Raw genomic sequence first — 16391 nt, 5'->3', positions numbered from 1 at the left:
GCCCTATTTAAATCTGGCTGAGGTGATTGCAAGCCTGGCCGCACTGGCCGCTTTGAGTGTCAAAATAGTAGTGATCAATGTCGCCAACAATTTGCATGCTCTTGAACCACTGCCATACTTTCGCAACCGCATTTTGGTCGTTGTAAACCACATCACATGCATCCCAGACTTCGTTCAGCTCAGGAGCTTCAAGTCGAACTTCCGAACACCACTTTTTCCACTCAGAGATAAACTGAGCAGTCGTAGAAGTGTACTCTGCGAACCCTTTAAGCTCGTCTAGGGACGGTTGCCACTTCTCAATTAACGAACGATGACATTCAATCACTTGCATCTGTTGTTCGCTCAACGTCCCGAGTTGATCTTTCAACTGGTGCTGTTGGCGCTCAATTAAATCGAGTTGCTGTTGTACAAACACCGCACTGGTGTCCTCTCCCGATAGTTTCGACCAATATTCCTTTTGAATATCGAGCTGATTGATAAGCTGTTCCACTTTAATGGAGGCATGCAAAGCGCTTTGATCAACTTGACGGTTAATCCACTCGTTTAGAGATAAATGAAAACAAAGCATCAACGTTTTTGGTACCGCTAAATTGAAGCGAAAACCAAGACGCGCGTTGATGTATTCCAGTCTTTGTTCAAAGGTCACGAGTGTGCGGCTATCACTGAGCTGCGACCCAATTTCCAAAAATAAACGCATGGCGAATCGGTCAAGCGACGCACCGAGCTTTTGATACGTTTTCACCAACTGGCTTGCGCACAGGCTATCGACGACGCTTCTATCCAACAAGCGCTGAAGTAAAGATAACTGTTCATAATTAATGACGCCTTCACTCAACAATTGTCGGTGATTGACGTGCACAACATTGAAATCCTGCGTTGATCTAGAAGCACTTTCATATCGAGCTCCTCTCTGCAAAACAGTCACTTTCCGTTGTGTCACAATGCTGTCTGGAAAAAGCGAACGGCGTCGCCAATGCTGCTTTTTCATTTATGTTCGTCTCCGCACCCCTCTCGAACGATCCAGAAAGAAAGAGGTGTAATAATTTTTAATCGTTCGTTGTTACATGACGCATAATAGAATTTACGCTGATGAGTGACTTTCAAAATTAGTCAGAAAATTTTAGTCCCAAGTCATTTCATTTCGCGATGGCTACTTGATCGTCTCCCGAACGTACACGGCTTGGCGTCGTTCCAAAACGACGGCGGTAACTCTGCGTAAAGTAAGACTGACTAGAAAACCCAGCCTCCATCGCCACATCCACGATGCTCATCTTGCTCGTCAACAGGAGTTTATGAGCGTGCAACAATCGGCGCTCACTGATCCAAGCTCTTGGAGAAATGCCATAGTGCTCATTAAATAGCTCTTTAAAAGTCGTTAAGCTAGCACCAAACTCTTGCGCATAGTCCGTCAACTTCCACTCTTTGAGATAGTGTTGTTCCATAAATCGACGTAACCGTTCCGATGTTCGGTTAGTTTGTTGTGACAGCAACGCATAGAGTGATTCTCCCCCTTTGCCGTGCAGCAAAAGAATGAGTAACTCTTCATATTTTAGGCACATGATCGCATCTGGATACGCCTGTTGCTCAAGCGTCTGCATGCTGGAAAGCACTTGCTCTACGAGTATGTTCAAACCAAAAGTAAACAAGCCAGAACAAACTTTATCTACCTTGGGCAGCATCATCAAAAGATCACTGTGCTTCTGTAATAGCTGACTAACGAGTTCGTTGTCGTAGGTTATAATCGACGCTTTGTACGCCCCGTCTAAGGGCGAGTACTCGAATAAGTAATCCCCTTGGGATAGAAACACCCCGTTTTCTGCCGCAACATCGATTGTGCAATCACCTGTTTGAACTCGAAGCTGACCATTGTGAACGACAACAATGTGAGATTGGTCTGAGTGAAATACTTCGTCAGATTTTTCATAGCGGGAAAAACTACGAATTTTTCGCGAGCTCGAGCCGACCTTTTCTGTGTTTAGTTGGCCTGACACATCCATTTTCTACCCTTCATTATTTTGAGTTTCTCAGTACGAGTGTTGAGAAACTTTCAAAGCAATACTTTGGTTGTTGTTATTTCTAAGTACTGCTATATCAATTAAAGAAGCAAAGAAAAGAGCATAGAAGTTCATATCACTTACCATACCCCCCGAATAATTAGCGAATATTCTAAGCATTACCCTTACCTAAAGGTAAAAGTTTATCTTAGTAAACTCTGCTGTCCGTCTTTATTATTTTTATCAGATAGCGTTTATTATTAGCCAAAACTTAAATATCATTTCGTTATTAAAGTTTAGGATTTTTGTTATACATTAGAATAAAATTAAATAGATTATGGTATCGTTTATCGAACAAACTGAAATTTCCAAAATCTTAAAATTGTATGTTTTATAGCCTAAAACGCCAAGCCAACGTGTTCAAGGAGCGAGATATAATCATAAAGAATGCTATTTTTGCAACAAGTATAAGTCTAAAAAACAACTGACCCGATGACTTAAACCATGTGATTAATGTTTGTAAAAAACAACAAAACTTTCACAACAGGAAAGAGCAAATCTTTATTTTTAATAATTTAGTAAGGTCTAATAAAATGTAACCGATTACTTTTCATCTGGTTATTTTTTTGGCACGAGCATCAAATTTTCCTGCTTTCCCTCCACTGAAAATAAATAGTTCTTTTCTTTTTCCGCTACAAGTTCCCCATTCGAGTATAGCTTTCCAATTATCTTCATGTTTCCGTCACCAGCTTGAATCGGTGCAATTAAAAATGAATACTGTACGGGTAATTGAACGCCTTGGTAGTGCTGAAATGCAGACTTAAAGCACTGATTTTCAATTACTTTACATATCTCCACATCAAGAGACGTAATCGAAGGTGGAAAGTATCCATCGACAGAAACCCAACCATAGAGTGCCGCCTGACTCTTTGTGTCAAAGCTACCTTCCCTTACAATCGGCACAGACTGACTACACCCACTTAGTAGGAATAGTCCGACAAAACCAGCCCACATAGAATTGTTCATTATGACACCATAAACTTATTTTATAGACTTAGTTCATTTTAATTTCACACAATTCTTTATGTAAAAATATAAAAGATCAACTTATATTTATACTACAAGCGGACAATAAATCGCATTCTTCAACAACACATATTTAACATTAGATTTAATTTAACTCATCGTGACTGCACCTTAATACACTTTCAATTAGACGGGTATATTAGAGAACAAAGATATTTAAATATCTAAGAAGCACCACAATATGCATCAGAGCACATTTGTTATCGCTGTTCTATTTAGCTCACCGAAATTAAAAACCAAAATATAATAACAACCGACCAATATTGATAAACACGAAGAGATACATCTAATATTTTCCTTGATAAAATTTCAAAAGGGACTATTCCTATGTCAGCACGCCAAACTATCGATGAGATTTTGCTAAAGTTTGCTCATCAAATAGGCTTGCCTGCACTGCATCTAACGGAAAATGAAGTAAGCTTAGCGTTTGATGATAATCTAAGAGTGCATATCATCTTTCATCCTGAATCGACAACCCTCCAGCTCGAAGCTGAGATTGTTGGTCTTCAAATCGTTAATTCCGATCTCTATCGTTCTTTCCTAGCCTTTAATTATCACTGGCCTGAGCATCAATTATTCTTTAGTTTAGATAATCATCGACATGTACTCTGTTTAAACCGACTCATTAACATTAAGCGACTGGATTATGAGTATTTTGAAACTGCTTTGGCGGAATTGTTGACGCAAAGTGAGTCGTGGGAGTCGTTATTGTCTGCTCATGTCGCCACTGCTGAGGTAGCTCCGATGCCACAAACTTTAGACTTAAGAGTTTAGGTGTCTCTATGTCCAACGACATCCAATCTAAATACACTAACTTACCGGTTCATGAAGTAAAGCAAGCACAGCAAAGTGATGCTCTGCCACAAGGAACATTTCATGGCCGCAAAGTGACCCTACTCTCTTCATCAGAAAGCAGTTTGGCTCGAATGAGCTCTAAAAGAGAACTTAGCGAATGTTTAAACCAGTTTGCGAGTCTTGAGTCTTGTAATCGCGTCTTGGATTTTGATCAGCAGTTTAGTCTTGAAAAGCAAAACACCGCGGTCGAAAAACTACTTGAACGAAAAGTGACCGTAATTCAACGTTCCTGAGCACGCAATATAGATGGGTTCAAAATATAAATTTCACGTATATACACCCTCCCACCCGCAAGCCCATGCAATAAAAAACCCCGAAGGCTCGGGGTTTTGTTTAGTACTGCTTTTTCTTTGTTAACTACTTCATTTAGAAGAAGCCTAGTGGATCAACACTGTAGCTAATCAATAGGTTTTTCGTATTTTGGTAGTGATCCAGCATCATCTTATGTGTTTCGCGGCCGATACCCGACTTTTTATAGCCACCGAACGCAGCGTGTGCAGGGTAAGCGTGGTAACAGTTAATCCAGATTCGACCAGCTTCGATATTACGGCCCATACGATATGCGACGTTCGCATCACGCGTCCAAACGCCTGCGCCTAAGCCATATTCGGTGTCGTTCGCGATTTCCAGAGCTTCCGCTTCATCTTTGAACTTAGTGATAGCAATCACTGGGCCAAAGATTTCTTCTTGGAAAATACGCATCTTATTGTGGCCTTCCAACATCGTTGGCTGAATGTAGTAACCCTGATTGATTGACTCTGGCTGTTCAGATACGCCACCACCAAAGACCACTTTTGCGCCTTCTTCACGGCCAATTTCGAGGTAACTTAAAATCTTATCAAACTGTTCTTGAGAAGCCTGAGCACCAACTTGAGTATCGGTATCGAGCGGGTTACCTTGCTTGATTAACTGCGCACGTTCCGTCAATTTCTCTACGAACTTATCGTAAATCGCTTCATGAACTAATACGCGAGATGGACAGGTACAAACTTCGCCTTGGTTGAAGAACCCAAGTAACGTACCTTCAATACACTTGTCGAGATACTCATCTTCATAGTCGAAAATATCTGAGAAGTAGATGTTTGGAGATTTACCACCTAGCTCAACTGTCGATGGGATTAAGTTGTCTGCTGCACATTTTAGAATGTGATTGCCAACTTGTGTTGAGCCCGTAAACGCGAGTTTTGCAATGCGGTTGCTGGTTGCTAATGCTTGGCCTGCTTCTGAACCAAAGCCGTTTACAACGTTGATGACGCCCGGAGGAAGCAGATCACCGATCTTTTCCATAAGAACCAGAATCGACGTTGGCGTTTGCTCTGCTGGCTTCAATACCACACAGCAACCCGCCGCTAGTGCCGGTGCTAGTTTCCAAGCCGCCATCAGCATTGGGAAGTTCCACGGAATAATTTGACCAACCACGCCAATCGGCTCCGGGAAGTGGTAGCTTGCGGTGTGCTCATCCAGCTCCGCCGCACTGCCTTCTTGTGCGCGAATACAGCCAGCAAAGTAACGGAAATGATCTACCACTAAAGGTAAATCTGCCGCCAAGGTTTCGCGAACTGGTTTGCCGTTTTCCCATGTTTCTGCAACCGCAAGTTCTTCTAAATGCTGTTCGATACGATCAGCGATTTTCAGCAAGATGTTCGAGCGTTCAGTCACACTGGTTTTTGCCCATTTAGTTCTGATGTTGTGTGCCGCATCCAATGCTAAGTTGATATCTGCCTCGCCAGAACGAGCAACTTTACAATACGCTTGTCCGTTGATTGGTGAGATATTGTCAAAATACTCACCACCCGTTGGTTTTACCCATTCCCCACCGATAAAGTTATCGTAATGCGATTTAAAGTTAACAATGGCATTTTCACTACCTGGCTGTGCATAGATCATAACTCTTCCTTTTGTTTCTCGTTCAATGTGTTATTGCAGTGTCGTATCGCACTGTTCACAAAGAGCATTACGCAAGTCACACGCCAACTACACCACACTTGTTGTTAATTAAATGTAAAACTATGATTACCAAGCGATAACAAACCAAGTGAGCGATGTTTGAGCGGATGTATGGTGTGAACACCAATGTTCAAGTGTTCCAAAATGGCACACCCTCACTGTGACAAAATGGTACAGTCATGGAACTTCAACACATTAGCGATAACAATTGGCTTTCAACTTCATGGATCCGAAGTGAACAGGCGGGTTTAAAACAGCGTCGACGCCCTGACGATATTCGAGTGACACCAGCGACACTTCAAGATAGGCGTCACCAACTCAACTTCTTATTGGAAACCGTCACCCAGTTTGCTCTCCCGCTGTTTAATCAGCTTTTTGCTCATAGTGACAGCCGCTTAATTCTGACGGATGCCGACGGCGTCATCATCGGCAGTTGGGGACAACCTAAGTTCCGCGAGAAGTTGACCGAAATTGCGCTAAGCTCTGGTGCGTGCTGGCAAGAAAAGGTCAAAGGCACCAACGCGATTGGGACTGCGATAGTTGAAGCAAAACCGGTCTCAGTCATCGGCGATCAACACTTCATCCAACATCATCGTTTTATTAGCTGCTCGGCCAATCCTATTTTCGATCATCTTGGTCATTTGATTGGCGTGCTAGATATCACCAGCGAACAAAAGAAACATGATTTCTCAACTCAGGTGCTGGTGCAAAACATGGTCCAGCAAGTTGAAAATCAATTGCTTAACTTGATTCCACAAGGGCATATTCGTGTGGATTTGGCATGTGAGAAAGGCTTACTGAACAGTGGGTGGCAAGGGATTATCATCGCCAATGAAGATGGACAGATTCTTGCGCACAATCAAGTTGCTTCTCAGCTCCTCGCGCAACAAAACGTCATCGGGCAATCGCTCGACGACATTCTTTCTATCCAAAGTGACGAGCACCCTTTCGTGTTCAAAACAAAGCCGCTGACCGAAAAAAAAGTGAAGTCTCGTTCTGTTACCGCTTCCAATGATCTGCATTATGGTGATTCCACTGTCGAGCATTGCTGGCAACAAGCCAATCGCGTTATCGATAAAGACATCAGTTTACTGATTCTCGGAGAGACTGGTGTTGGTAAAAATGAGTTTGTGAAAGCGCTACATAAAAACAGCCAGAGAAAAAAGGGGCCGTTGGTTTCCGTAAACTGCGGCGCACTACCAAAAGATTTGGTTGAGTCCGAATTGTTTGGCTACGTGGCTGGTGCATTTACTGGCGCAAACAGCAAAGGCTATCAGGGAAAAATTCGCCAAGCACACAAAGGGATTTTATTTCTGGATGAAATCGCAGATTTACCCTTGGAAGCTCAAAGCCGCTTGCTGCATGTATTGCAAGATAAAACCGTGCTTCCTGTGGGTTCAAACCAAAGTGTTCAAGTCGATACGCAAATCATTGCGGCCACACATAAAGATATCGAGAACTTGGTTAGCGAAGGATTGTTCCGTCAAGATTTATACTATCGCCTCAATGGTTTGATCATCGAATTGCCTCGCTTCGAAGAGCGAGATGATAAGCAACAACTGATCGAGAATATTCATCGACGTCACGCTGAATCTGAACAACAACTCTGTCCTCACCTACTTTCTCTACTGCTTTCTTACTCTTGGCCAGGAAACCTGCGAGAACTCGATAGTTTAATCAAAGTATCCGCGTTAATGGCGCAAGGTGAAGAAACGTTGGAGCTCGCTCACGTACCGACTCACCTGAGTAAGAAGCTCAGCCAAGCTCAAGACGTAACAACCGCTACAGAGCCGACATTAAAACTGCGTGCAACCGTCGAAGACAAACTGCTCAAAACATATCAAGCCAATCAGGGGAACATCAGCAAAACATCTCGTATGCTTGGCGTCAGTCGAAATACGATTTATAGAAAGCTGAAAAACCTCGGCATATTGGGTTAATCCATAATCTCAGATACAAAAAGAGCACCTTTGCGGTGCTCTTTCTATTTGAAACCTAGCTTACAGGCCGCCTTGTTGTTGAGCCTGTTTTACTAATGCCTGACGTTGAGTTTCCTTCTCAGAGATCACTTGGTTGTCCTTGTGTATTTCCTGATCCAATTCTGCCGGAATGAAAACAAAGTACTTGTTAAGAGTCATCTTAGAACCTCAATTTGTTGTGTTAATCACCTTCTTGGTCAACGTAAACAACACCAGAAAAACACGTTTTACTGGATCCTTGTTGCTGGTTTCAAAAAATAGAGGATGTTCATTTATTAAACATCCTCCATGTGGGCGCCAATTATAGGCGTAGTTCAAAGGCTTACCTAGCACTCTTTTTCGCCTTTCTTGCAACCTTAGTTTCATTCTCAAATCTGATGCAATCACACATATTCAATAAAGTATTGTTAAGCAAAGAAAAGTGATTTTCATCGTGACTGATCATGAGGATGAGCTTCCCGAAATTATTGACTTGAAATTACGCCTAGTAAACTCGAAGGCTGCAATAATAGCGTTAAAAGGCCTTAATCCACACAGCAAAAACTTTGAAGTGATAGACAAATGCATTCATATATTTGTAAATCCGTTTATGGATTTGTCTACCAGTTCAATATTTCACCTTTTTTGAGAAATCTTTAGCCGCTTTTTTGTGTGAAACGCAAAAAAAGAACAGACAATCAAAGCGTGGTATATGACCACACTTGTCTATCCCCACTCAGCTTTGGGAGGCGTTTATGAAAAGTAACAAACTTGGCCATGTGATGTCTTTCAGCAGAATGTTTTCCTTCATTGCGTTTTTGACGGCTACATTCGCATGGATTCTTAGCATGTATGCCCTATTTACTGTTTCTGTAGTGGCTCTTGTGGTCAGCGCAATTCTCTACCTCAAAGACAGGTTTTATCAAAACAAGAAAACGACCACAGAAAAGAGCGCCTAGGCGCTCTTTGAGTTTCATAAAGCCAGACACAAAAAAGGATGCTTAGGCATCCTTTTATACTTAGTCGATTTACTTAAAACGATTAAACGTCGTAAGTTGTAGACGCTGTGTCGCCGCCTGTACCAGTCCAGTTCGTGTGGAAGAATTCACCACGCTCACGGTCGATACGCTCGTATGTGTGAGCACCGAAGTAGTCACGTTGAGCTTGCAGTAGGTTCGCAGGTAGACGAGCTGTTGTGTAACCGTCTAGGAATGTTAGTGCAGAAGTCGTACATGGCATTGGGATGCCTGCTTCTAGAGACTTAGCTGCCACTTTACGCCATGCTACTAGGCTGTTTTGTAGGATGCCTTTGAAGTAATCATCAGAGCCTAGGAATGCTAGTTCTGGGTTTGCTTCGTATGCATCACGGATGTTGCCTAGGAACGCGCTGCGGATGATACAACCACCACGCCACATAAGAGCAACGTTACCGTAGTTTAGATCCCAGCCATTTTCATTCGACGCTTCGCGCATTAGCATGAAGCCTTGAGCGTAAGAGATGATCTTAGACGCTAGAAGCGCTTGACGTAGTGCGTCAACCCACTCTTGCTTATCACCTTCAACTGGTGTGATTGTCTTACCGAACAGTTTCTCAGCTTCAACACGTTGATCTTTCAATGCAGATAGACAGCGAGAGAATACAGACTCAGAGATTAGCGTTAGAGGAATACCTAGGTCTAGAGCGTTGATACCCGTCCATTTACCTGTACCTTTTTGGCCAGCAGTGTCTAGGATTTTCTCAACTAGAGGCTCACCGTCTTCATCTTTGTAGCCAAGGATGTCAGCCGTAATTTCAACAAGGTAGCTGTTTAGCTCAGTGTTGTTCCACTCAGCGAATACCGCTTGCATCTCGTCTGCAGACATAGCAAGACCGTCTTTCATGAACTGGTAAGCTTCTGTGATCAGCTGCATGTCGCCGTATTCGATGCCGTTGTGAACCATCTTAACGAAGTGGCCCGCACCGTCGTTACCAACCCAATCACAACAAGGCTCGCCTGCATCAGTTTTCGCAGAAATACCTTGGAAGATAGGCTTAACCGCTTCCCAAGCTTCTGGAGCGCCGCCAGGCATGATAGATGGACCGAAGCGCGCACCTTCTTCACCACCAGATACACCAGTACCGATGAAGTGGATACCTTTTTCACGTAGTGCAGCAACGCGACGGTTTGTATCTGGGTAGTTCGTGTTACCACCGTCGATGATGATGTCGCCTTTGTCTAGTAGAGGGACTAGAGCGTCGATGAACTTGTCTACCACGTCACCCGCGCGAACCATTAGCATCACTTTACGTGGCGTTTCTAGCTTCTCTACTAGTTCTTCTAGAGAGTATGCACCGATGATGTTCGTGCCTTTTGCTGGACCTTCCAGGAACTCGTCTACTTTAGCAGCAGTACGGTTGTGAGCGACCACTTTGAAGCCGTGATCGTTCATGTTTAGGATAAGGTTTTGACCCATTACCGCTAGGCCAATTACACCGATATCACCTTTCATTGTTTCTCTCCAATTTTGTTTCATTGACGAGCAGCGTTTAAGCAATTTTTGCTGCTGCGTCCAAATCTAAATACCATTCCGTCAGACCAGATTTCGCTTGAATCTTAGCCGCTGGGTATGGCAGTGCGTGTGCAGGTGAACTGTTGATCTCTTCAACGATGTCCGCTTTTCCTGCACCAAGCACTAAGTAACTGATGCGTTTTGCTGCTTCTAAAACGCGTGCCGTTTTTGACACACGAAGCTGGCCCGACTCAGGATGAGACGCCACAAGAGATAGGTTCACATCATCATAATTCGTTTGGCCAGGGAACAGAGAAGCTGTGTGACCATCTGCACCAACACCTAATAAGATCCAGTCAAACACAGGGGTTCCGTTTTCAGTCGGAATCACCTCTGACATCTCTTTCGCAAAGCGTTCCGCTTCCACTTTAGGGTCATCTTCACCGCGTATACGGTGGATGTTTTCTGTTGGAATGTTTACTTGGCTAAACAGTAGCGCGTTCGCTTCTCCGTAGTTGCTTTCCGCATCGTCAGGTGCGACACAACGTTCGTCACCCCACCAAAAGTGGAGATTTTGCCACTGAATAGAGGTTGCGTAAGCCTCTGAAGCCAACAGTTTGAACAGCATTTTAGGAGTGCTGCCGCCAGAAAGAGAGATGTGAACAGGTCGGCCCATTTCGCTGAACGCTTTCATGTCGTTAGCTAGGCTTTCAACTACCTGCTCTGCTGTTTGGTAGATCTTATGGTTGATCATAGTTCACAGTAATCCGTATCTGTTAAGTTTTTACATGGGAAGCGCCAAGCGCGACCATCACGCTGTAGCAGGTCGTCTGACTCTTTAGGACCCCATGTGCCGCATGCGTACCCGAAGAGGGATTGTGGATCTTGTTTAAAATCTAAAATTGGCTGTACGTACTGCCAACACGCTTCCACCGCATCACTACGTGCAAATAGCGTAGCATCACCATTCAAAGCATCAAGTAGAAGACGCTCATACGCAGTTAGCATTTGCGTTTCTTGTAGGTCAGCGTAATGGAAGTTCATTTTCACTTCTTTCGCTTCAAAACCTGCGCCTGGCTCTTTCAAGCCAAAGCTCATTTGAATGCCTTCGTCTGGCTGAATGCGAATGATCAGCTTGTTTTCTGGTGCGTTTTGACCAAACACTGGGTGCGGTGTTTGTTTAAAGTGGATAACCACTTCAGTCACGCGTGTTGGAAGACGCTTACCAGTACGCACGTAGAATGGCACGCCATTCCAACGCCAGTTGTTAATGTATGCTTTCAAACCGATGTACGTTTCGGTACGAGAATCATCTGCAACCCCCGGCTCTTCACGGTAGCCACGTAGACTTTGTCCACGAACTTCAGAAGCGGTGTATTGACCTAATACTAGATCGTTACGCAGAGCGTTTTCGTCCAAAGGTTTTAAACACTGGAGTACTTTAACGACTTCATCACGCATCGAATCTGCATTGATCTGTGCAGGTGGCTCCATACCCACCATCGCCAATACTTGTAGCAGGTGGTTTTGGAACATATCGCGCACGGCACCCGAGTTGTCGTAGTAACCACCACGCTCCTCTACGCCGAGGAATTCTGCTCCCGTGATTTCAACATAATCAATGAAGTTACGGTTCCAAAGCGGCTCAAACATCGCGTTTGAAAAACGAAGTACAAGAAGGTTTTGTACCGTCTCTTTACCTAAGTAATGGTCAATTCGGTAAATTTGATGCTCTTGGAAGTGCTCGTGAATTTCTTTATCCAGAATACGCGCTGATTCAAGGTCATAACCGAATGGTTTCTCAATAATCAGGCGTTTCCAACCATCTTCTTCTTTGTTTAGGCCGTGTGCTGCAAGACTTGCAGGAATCACACTGTATAAACTTGGTGGGGTTGCTAAGTAGAAAAGCGTATTGCGCTGATCGAAACGATATTCGTCAGCAAGTTGGTCTAAACGAGAAGATAGCTTACTGTAATCTTGTGTGTCAGAAGTATTGATAGCTTGGTAGTGCAGATGATTAATAAATGCATCAAGCGTTTCTGGCTCAGTCTTTTCCATTTCCTGAAGCGATTTTTTCAGCTTCGCACGGTAAGACTCATCACTGTATTCAGTGCGACTTACACCCAGAATGGCAAAATTTTCTGGAAGCTGCTTGTTCGCATAGAGGTGGTATAAAGCAGGAATGAGCTTACGGTATGTAAGGTCACCTGAAGCACCAAAAATAACGATGCTGCTGTTTTCTGGTATTACCATCATCTTTCCCTTAAAAACGAGGTACTTATTGTGTGCCCGGATACGGCTAAAGGATGAGCCAACCCTATCAATGGCACCTCAAAATAGAAAATTGGTCTTACCTATTACGTTGATAGGTAAAGTCTATAGGCCCAAAGAACCTCAAGAAGTAGCACTCCCAAATCTGTTGGAAACACGACGTATTAAGGTCATTTAGGTCACTTATGTCTCAAAAGTACACACTGTACTCGCTGGAGGAGAGTCCGACACGGTGCAGTATTGTCTACGACTATTTGATTTACATCAACACTTGCCAGTGCAAACGTTTAAATAAGTTGCACAAAACATCATAAACATTTGTATTTTATGGATAAAAAAAGTTGCACTAACGTAAGACAAAAATTAAGCAAAAACTCTAATATGGACAATCCTTATCCATCCTTGCAATCCATTACAATTTTATTGTGATCTATGTGGCCTGAATTTTATCCTCTCACTCTATTGATAATGATACTCAATTAAAGATAATGAGGATACTATTAATGCGAAAGTAGAATGTCATGAAACCAAGCACAAAGAATCTGCACCCGATAAACCGAATACACTCTGTGCTTGATTACATTCACAACAATCTAGATATCGCACTTAGCGTGGATGAAATCTCGAAAGCAAGCTGCTGGTCACGTTGGCAACTGCAACGCGTTTTCCAGCAACACACTGGCGTGTCCGTCGCTCACTATATTAGAGAGCTTAAACTAAGCCTTGCGGCTGAACGCTTAATCCATACATCAGATCGCTCGTTAGATATTGCGATAGAAATGGGGTTTGCTTCTGAACATGCATTCAGTCGAGCGTTCAAAAATATGTTTTCAAAGAGCCCTCGAGATTATCGTAAAGCTCAGCAACTAACGGGCTTGAGGCAACCTTTAACATTGCGCGATACACCAGAAGACGAAAATAGACATAAGTGCTTTATCGAAGTTCGAATAGAAACAAAACCTGCTTTTGTGCTTGCTGGTTATCATGAACCTATTTATGGATTGTTTTCCGCAACGCCCAACTTCCAATCCAAAGTGCCCTCATTATGGTCACAGCTCTATTCATCTGAAAACCATACTCACCTGGAAAGAAACTATCTTGGTGTGATTGACGTAACAAAAGCGTATTCAAACAACCAGCAACTCGAGTATTGGGCTGGTTATGAGTACAACTCAGCGTCAAGAACTTCAATATCCAAAGGCTCTACGCAAGAACCAGATCTTCTGGTTGTTCCTAAGCAAACCTACGCAGTGATTACGCACATAGGTAAAGCATCAAATCTAGCGGCGACGCTTGAGTGGTTCATTTTGCACTGGCTCCCCTATTCCAATTATCACGGTATTGATGGATACGAGTTAGAAGTTTATCCAGAAGACTATGAGGTTGAGAGCGAGAATGCCCAAATGCATTACTGGATACCTGTCAAACCGAACGAAGCCACGCCTATTAGATAGAAGCCTAAGCACTTAGGTTCTGGCTTTGCACCAAATTGTTAACTTTTCCTATTTCTTTCGCTATAGAATGCAAACAACAATCATTATCAACAAATAAAAGTAGTGGAATTAATAAATATGGAAAGTCCGAATCGATTTCATCGTTCTGCGGTTGCAGTCGTGGTATCCGCGCTTATTGCTGGTCACGCCAGTGCCACTGAGAGCACTTCTCAGCACGAAACTATCACAGTACTTGGCGAAACATACCGAAACACCGCAACTAAAACCGTTTTAGAACCGGAGGAAACACCGCAAGCGATCACGGTAATCACTAAAGATGACATGGACCTGCGCGGCGTAAACTCGGTGAGCGAAGCATTGCGTTACGCGCCTGGCGTAAATACAGAATTGCGTGGCGGTGCCGTTTCCCGACTCGACCTATTCAATATTCGTGGTTTTATTAACTACACCAACTTTTATGATGGTCTTCCTTTGCTGTACAACGGTTGGAACCTTCAACCTCAGGTCGATTCCGTTGCTCTTGAGCAAATCGAGGTTTTTAAAGGGCCAACATCTGTTCTTTACGGCAATATTCCACCAGGAGGTATGGTCAATATTATCGCCAAGGCGCCTCAGTCAACACCCTCACACTCTGTCTCGATTAGTACAGGGACTAACAGCCTAAAAGAACTGACGTTCGACACCACAGGACAAGTTGATGATTCTAATGTTGATTACCGTATCGTCGGCCTGGCAAAACAGCGAGATGGTCAAGCCGATACGTCTGAAGATGAACGTTACGTACTCGCCCCATCTTTCAATTGGCAAGCGACAGAAAGCACATTAGTGAACGTGAATGTTTACTATCAAAATGATCCATCAGCAGGTATCTACACGACTGTGCCTGCGTCTGGCTCAGTGATTAAAAACCCACTTGGCTCGATGTCACCAAGCACTTATTTAGGGGATGAGGACTGGAACACTTACGAACGCGAAGTTCTGATGATGGGCTACAAAGTCCAACACGACTTTAACAACAATTGGCAATTTCTACAGAATGCCCGCTACATGACCGCCGATGCCTATCAGGAAAACACATATAACGGTGCACTTGAAGCGGATAACCGTACCGTTGGTCGAAATGCCTATTTAACCGATGAAAAGTCCAAATCCTTTGTGATTGACAACCAACTATCTGGCTACGTTAAAACAGGAAATTTTGAACATAACTTATTGTTCGGGCTTGATTATCAGTATCTAGATTCAGATGTAAAATACAAAGACACGCTTGGGTATTCGCTAACTCAGGACATTTTTAATCCTGACCACAACAGCATTGATCGTAATGCACTGAATTTCCAATACAAACAAAACTTAGATATCAAAACGAAGCAGATTGGCGTTTATTTCCAAGATCAAGTTCGTTACGACCAACTTGTAATGATTGCAGGTCTTCGTTGGGATAAATACGATTCAAATACAGACGCCGTTAGCGATTATCTAGGAACAGTATCCAACAGCAAGGAAGAGTTAGACGATACCAACGTATCTTTCCGAGTCGGTGGTTTGTATGAGCTAGACTTTGGTCTCTCGCCATACCTTACTTACTCGGAAAGTTTTGAGCCAATTGCGGGTGCCGACTCTTCTGGTAAAGCATTTGAGCCATCAACCGGTCATCAATGGGAGTTAGGCTTTAAATACGCACCATTATCTGGTGATATCTCAGGTAACTTAGCACTCTTCCATATTACGAAGAAAAACGCGATCTTGACCGATCCGAATAATCCATATGCACCGAACTATCAAGCGGGCGAAGTGGTATCACAAGGTATTGAACTTGAGGCAAAATGGCAAGCTACAGCACAAGCTGATTTCACTCTAGGCTATACATATACCGATATGGAGATTACCGAGGACAGTTATTACAACCAAGAAGGTAAAACGCCGGTTTGGGTACCTGAGCAAACGGCCTCTCTATGGGCAAATTACTTCTTTGAAGGAAATCTTTCAGGCCTTCGTACCAGTGCTGGCGTTCGCTATGTCGGAGAAGCACAAATTGATGCACAGAATAGTCAAAAAGTACCGGACTACACCTTGTTTGATTTAGCAGCAAGTTACGATTTCTCAACGGTATCTGAATCAATGAAAGGGGCTAGCGTCACGCTTTCTGCAAGCAATCTATTCGATAAAGAATACTATTCTTGTTACGACAAAAATAACTGTTGGTTTGGCGCTGAGCGCTCTATCGAAGCGAAGTTAGAATACAACTTCTAACCTCTTAGAACGGAACAGCCGTAATTTGTAAAGCGATGGTTTCTACAATAAGCCATCGCTTTTTATTTTGCATAGAGCATCAA

Annotated in this window: 14 protein-coding genes; 6 read left to right on the top strand and 8 right to left on the bottom strand. The window is 43.4% G+C overall.

The window, feature by feature from the left end; all coding sequences use genetic code 11:
• Window positions 1-7: 7 nt before the first annotated feature.
• From L3V32_RS22155 to L3V32_RS22145, 3 genes are all read right to left on the bottom strand, one after another.
• Window positions 8-988, bottom strand: coding sequence for a T3SS regulon anti-activator ExsD domain-containing protein (locus L3V32_RS22155; RefSeq protein WP_006741518.1), 981 nt, complete (start codon window positions 986-988; stop codon window positions 8-10).
• Window positions 989-1136: 148 nt separating this feature from the next.
• Window positions 1137-1997, bottom strand: a complete 861-nt coding sequence (locus L3V32_RS22150) for a helix-turn-helix transcriptional regulator (protein ID WP_006741517.1) — start codon at window positions 1995-1997, stop codon at window positions 1137-1139.
• 615 nt (window positions 1998-2612) lie between these two features.
• Window positions 2613-3020, bottom strand: coding sequence for a YscW family type III secretion system pilotin (locus L3V32_RS22145; protein WP_182019331.1), 408 nt, complete (start codon window positions 3018-3020; stop codon window positions 2613-2615).
• Between the two features lie 387 nt (window positions 3021-3407).
• On the opposite strand from L3V32_RS22145, the gene exsC reads away from it, so the two are divergent.
• Both exsC and exsE2 read left to right on the top strand, forming a co-directional pair.
• Window positions 3408-3854 carry a type III secretion system regulatory chaperone ExsC gene (exsC, locus tag L3V32_RS22140; protein WP_005397386.1) on the top strand — a complete coding sequence of 149 codons (447 nt, stop codon included), beginning with the start codon at window positions 3408-3410 and terminating at the stop codon, window positions 3852-3854.
• An 8-nt stretch (window positions 3855-3862) separates the two neighbouring features.
• The gene (gene exsE2, locus L3V32_RS22135) at window positions 3863-4168 is read left to right on the top strand and encodes a T3SS regulon translocated regulator ExsE2 (protein WP_005397379.1); all 306 of its coding nucleotides are present in this window, start codon (window positions 3863-3865) and stop codon (window positions 4166-4168) included.
• Window positions 4169-4301: 133 nt separating this feature from the next.
• Here exsE2 and L3V32_RS22130 read toward each other — a convergent pair whose 3' ends face one another.
• Window positions 4302-5822: an aldehyde dehydrogenase family protein gene (locus tag L3V32_RS22130; RefSeq protein WP_005397377.1), complete on the bottom strand. Its 1521-nt coding sequence runs from the start codon at window positions 5820-5822 to the stop codon at window positions 4302-4304.
• Between the two features lie 239 nt (window positions 5823-6061).
• Between L3V32_RS22130 and L3V32_RS22125 the strand changes: the two genes are divergently transcribed.
• Window positions 6062-7822: a sigma-54-dependent Fis family transcriptional regulator gene (locus tag L3V32_RS22125; protein WP_114322280.1), complete on the top strand. Its 1761-nt coding sequence runs from the start codon at window positions 6062-6064 to the stop codon at window positions 7820-7822.
• Between the two features lie 60 nt (window positions 7823-7882).
• Here L3V32_RS22125 and L3V32_RS22120 read toward each other — a convergent pair whose 3' ends face one another.
• Entirely contained in the window at window positions 7883-8020 is a 138-nt protein-coding gene (locus L3V32_RS22120; RefSeq protein ID WP_005464410.1) for a hypothetical protein, read from the bottom strand.
• A 575-nt stretch (window positions 8021-8595) separates the two neighbouring features.
• Between L3V32_RS22120 and L3V32_RS22115 the strand changes: the two genes are divergently transcribed.
• Window positions 8596-8799 carry a hypothetical protein gene (locus tag L3V32_RS22115; protein WP_005464314.1) on the top strand — a complete coding sequence of 68 codons (204 nt, stop codon included), beginning with the start codon at window positions 8596-8598 and terminating at the stop codon, window positions 8797-8799.
• Window positions 8800-8881: 82 nt separating this feature from the next.
• Here L3V32_RS22115 and gnd read toward each other — a convergent pair whose 3' ends face one another.
• From gnd to zwf, 3 genes are read right to left on the bottom strand one after another with little or no spacing between them, the layout of a single operon-like run.
• Complete coding sequence (gene gnd / locus L3V32_RS22110) at window positions 8882-10330, bottom strand: decarboxylating NADP(+)-dependent phosphogluconate dehydrogenase (protein WP_237285237.1); 1449 nt, start codon at window positions 10328-10330, stop codon at window positions 8882-8884.
• 37 nt (window positions 10331-10367) lie between these two features.
• Entirely contained in the window at window positions 10368-11084 is a 717-nt protein-coding gene (gene pgl, locus L3V32_RS22105; RefSeq protein WP_237285235.1) for a 6-phosphogluconolactonase, read from the bottom strand.
• Window positions 11081-12583, bottom strand: coding sequence for a glucose-6-phosphate dehydrogenase (gene zwf / locus L3V32_RS22100; RefSeq protein ID WP_005397367.1), 1503 nt, complete (start codon window positions 12581-12583; stop codon window positions 11081-11083). The genes pgl and zwf overlap by 4 nt, the downstream gene beginning before the upstream one ends.
• Window positions 12584-13122: 539 nt before the next feature.
• Here zwf and L3V32_RS22095 point away from each other — a divergent pair.
• On the top strand, window positions 13123-14055 hold the full coding sequence (locus L3V32_RS22095) for an AraC family transcriptional regulator (RefSeq protein WP_203347176.1): 933 nt from the start codon (window positions 13123-13125) through the stop codon (window positions 14053-14055).
• Between the two features lie 117 nt (window positions 14056-14172).
• Window positions 14173-16308 carry a TonB-dependent siderophore receptor gene (locus L3V32_RS22090; RefSeq protein ID WP_237285234.1) on the top strand — a complete coding sequence of 712 codons (2136 nt, stop codon included), beginning with the start codon at window positions 14173-14175 and terminating at the stop codon, window positions 16306-16308.
• The last annotated feature ends 83 nt before the right edge of the window (window positions 16309-16391 follow it).

The organism is Vibrio sp. J2-4 (assembly GCF_021728155.1).
In the GTDB taxonomy this organism is placed as follows: domain Bacteria; phylum Pseudomonadota; class Gammaproteobacteria; order Enterobacterales; family Vibrionaceae; genus Vibrio; species Vibrio diabolicus.
The sequence above is the reverse complement of the archived record's forward strand: the minus strand, read 5'-3'. Positions and strand labels throughout refer to the sequence as shown.

What these genes read in the sequence shown, in the direction of transcription:
- L3V32_RS22090 (WP_237285234.1), top strand. Translation starts at nt 14,173, where the DNA reads ATGGAAAGTCCGAATCGATTTCATCGTTCTGCGGTTGCAGTCGTGGTA.
- L3V32_RS22125 (WP_114322280.1), top strand. Translation starts at nt 6,062, where the DNA reads ATGGAACTTCAACACATTAGCGATAACAATTGGCTTTCAACTTCATGG.
- exsC (WP_005397386.1), top strand. Translation starts at nt 3,408, where the DNA reads ATGTCAGCACGCCAAACTATCGATGAGATTTTGCTAAAGTTTGCTCAT.
- L3V32_RS22155 (WP_006741518.1), bottom strand. Translation starts at nt 988, where the DNA reads ATGAAAAAGCAGCATTGGCGACGCCGTTCGCTTTTTCCAGACAGCATT.
- L3V32_RS22115 (WP_005464314.1), top strand. Translation starts at nt 8,596, where the DNA reads ATGAAAAGTAACAAACTTGGCCATGTGATGTCTTTCAGCAGAATGTTT.
- L3V32_RS22150 (WP_006741517.1), bottom strand. Translation starts at nt 1,997, where the DNA reads ATGGATGTGTCAGGCCAACTAAACACAGAAAAGGTCGGCTCGAGCTCG.
- pgl (WP_237285235.1), bottom strand. Translation starts at nt 11,084, where the DNA reads ATGATCAACCATAAGATCTACCAAACAGCAGAGCAGGTAGTTGAAAGC.
- zwf (WP_005397367.1), bottom strand. Translation starts at nt 12,583, where the DNA reads ATGGTAATACCAGAAAACAGCAGCATCGTTATTTTTGGTGCTTCAGGT.
- L3V32_RS22095 (WP_203347176.1), top strand. Translation starts at nt 13,123, where the DNA reads ATGAAACCAAGCACAAAGAATCTGCACCCGATAAACCGAATACACTCT.
- L3V32_RS22120 (WP_005464410.1), bottom strand. Translation starts at nt 8,020, where the DNA reads ATGACTCTTAACAAGTACTTTGTTTTCATTCCGGCAGAATTGGATCAG.
- L3V32_RS22130 (WP_005397377.1), bottom strand. Translation starts at nt 5,822, where the DNA reads ATGATCTATGCACAGCCAGGTAGTGAAAATGCCATTGTTAACTTTAAA.
- gnd (WP_237285237.1), bottom strand. Translation starts at nt 10,330, where the DNA reads ATGAAAGGTGATATCGGTGTAATTGGCCTAGCGGTAATGGGTCAAAAC.
- L3V32_RS22145 (WP_182019331.1), bottom strand. Translation starts at nt 3,020, where the DNA reads ATGAACAATTCTATGTGGGCTGGTTTTGTCGGACTATTCCTACTAAGT.
- exsE2 (WP_005397379.1), top strand. Translation starts at nt 3,863, where the DNA reads ATGTCCAACGACATCCAATCTAAATACACTAACTTACCGGTTCATGAA.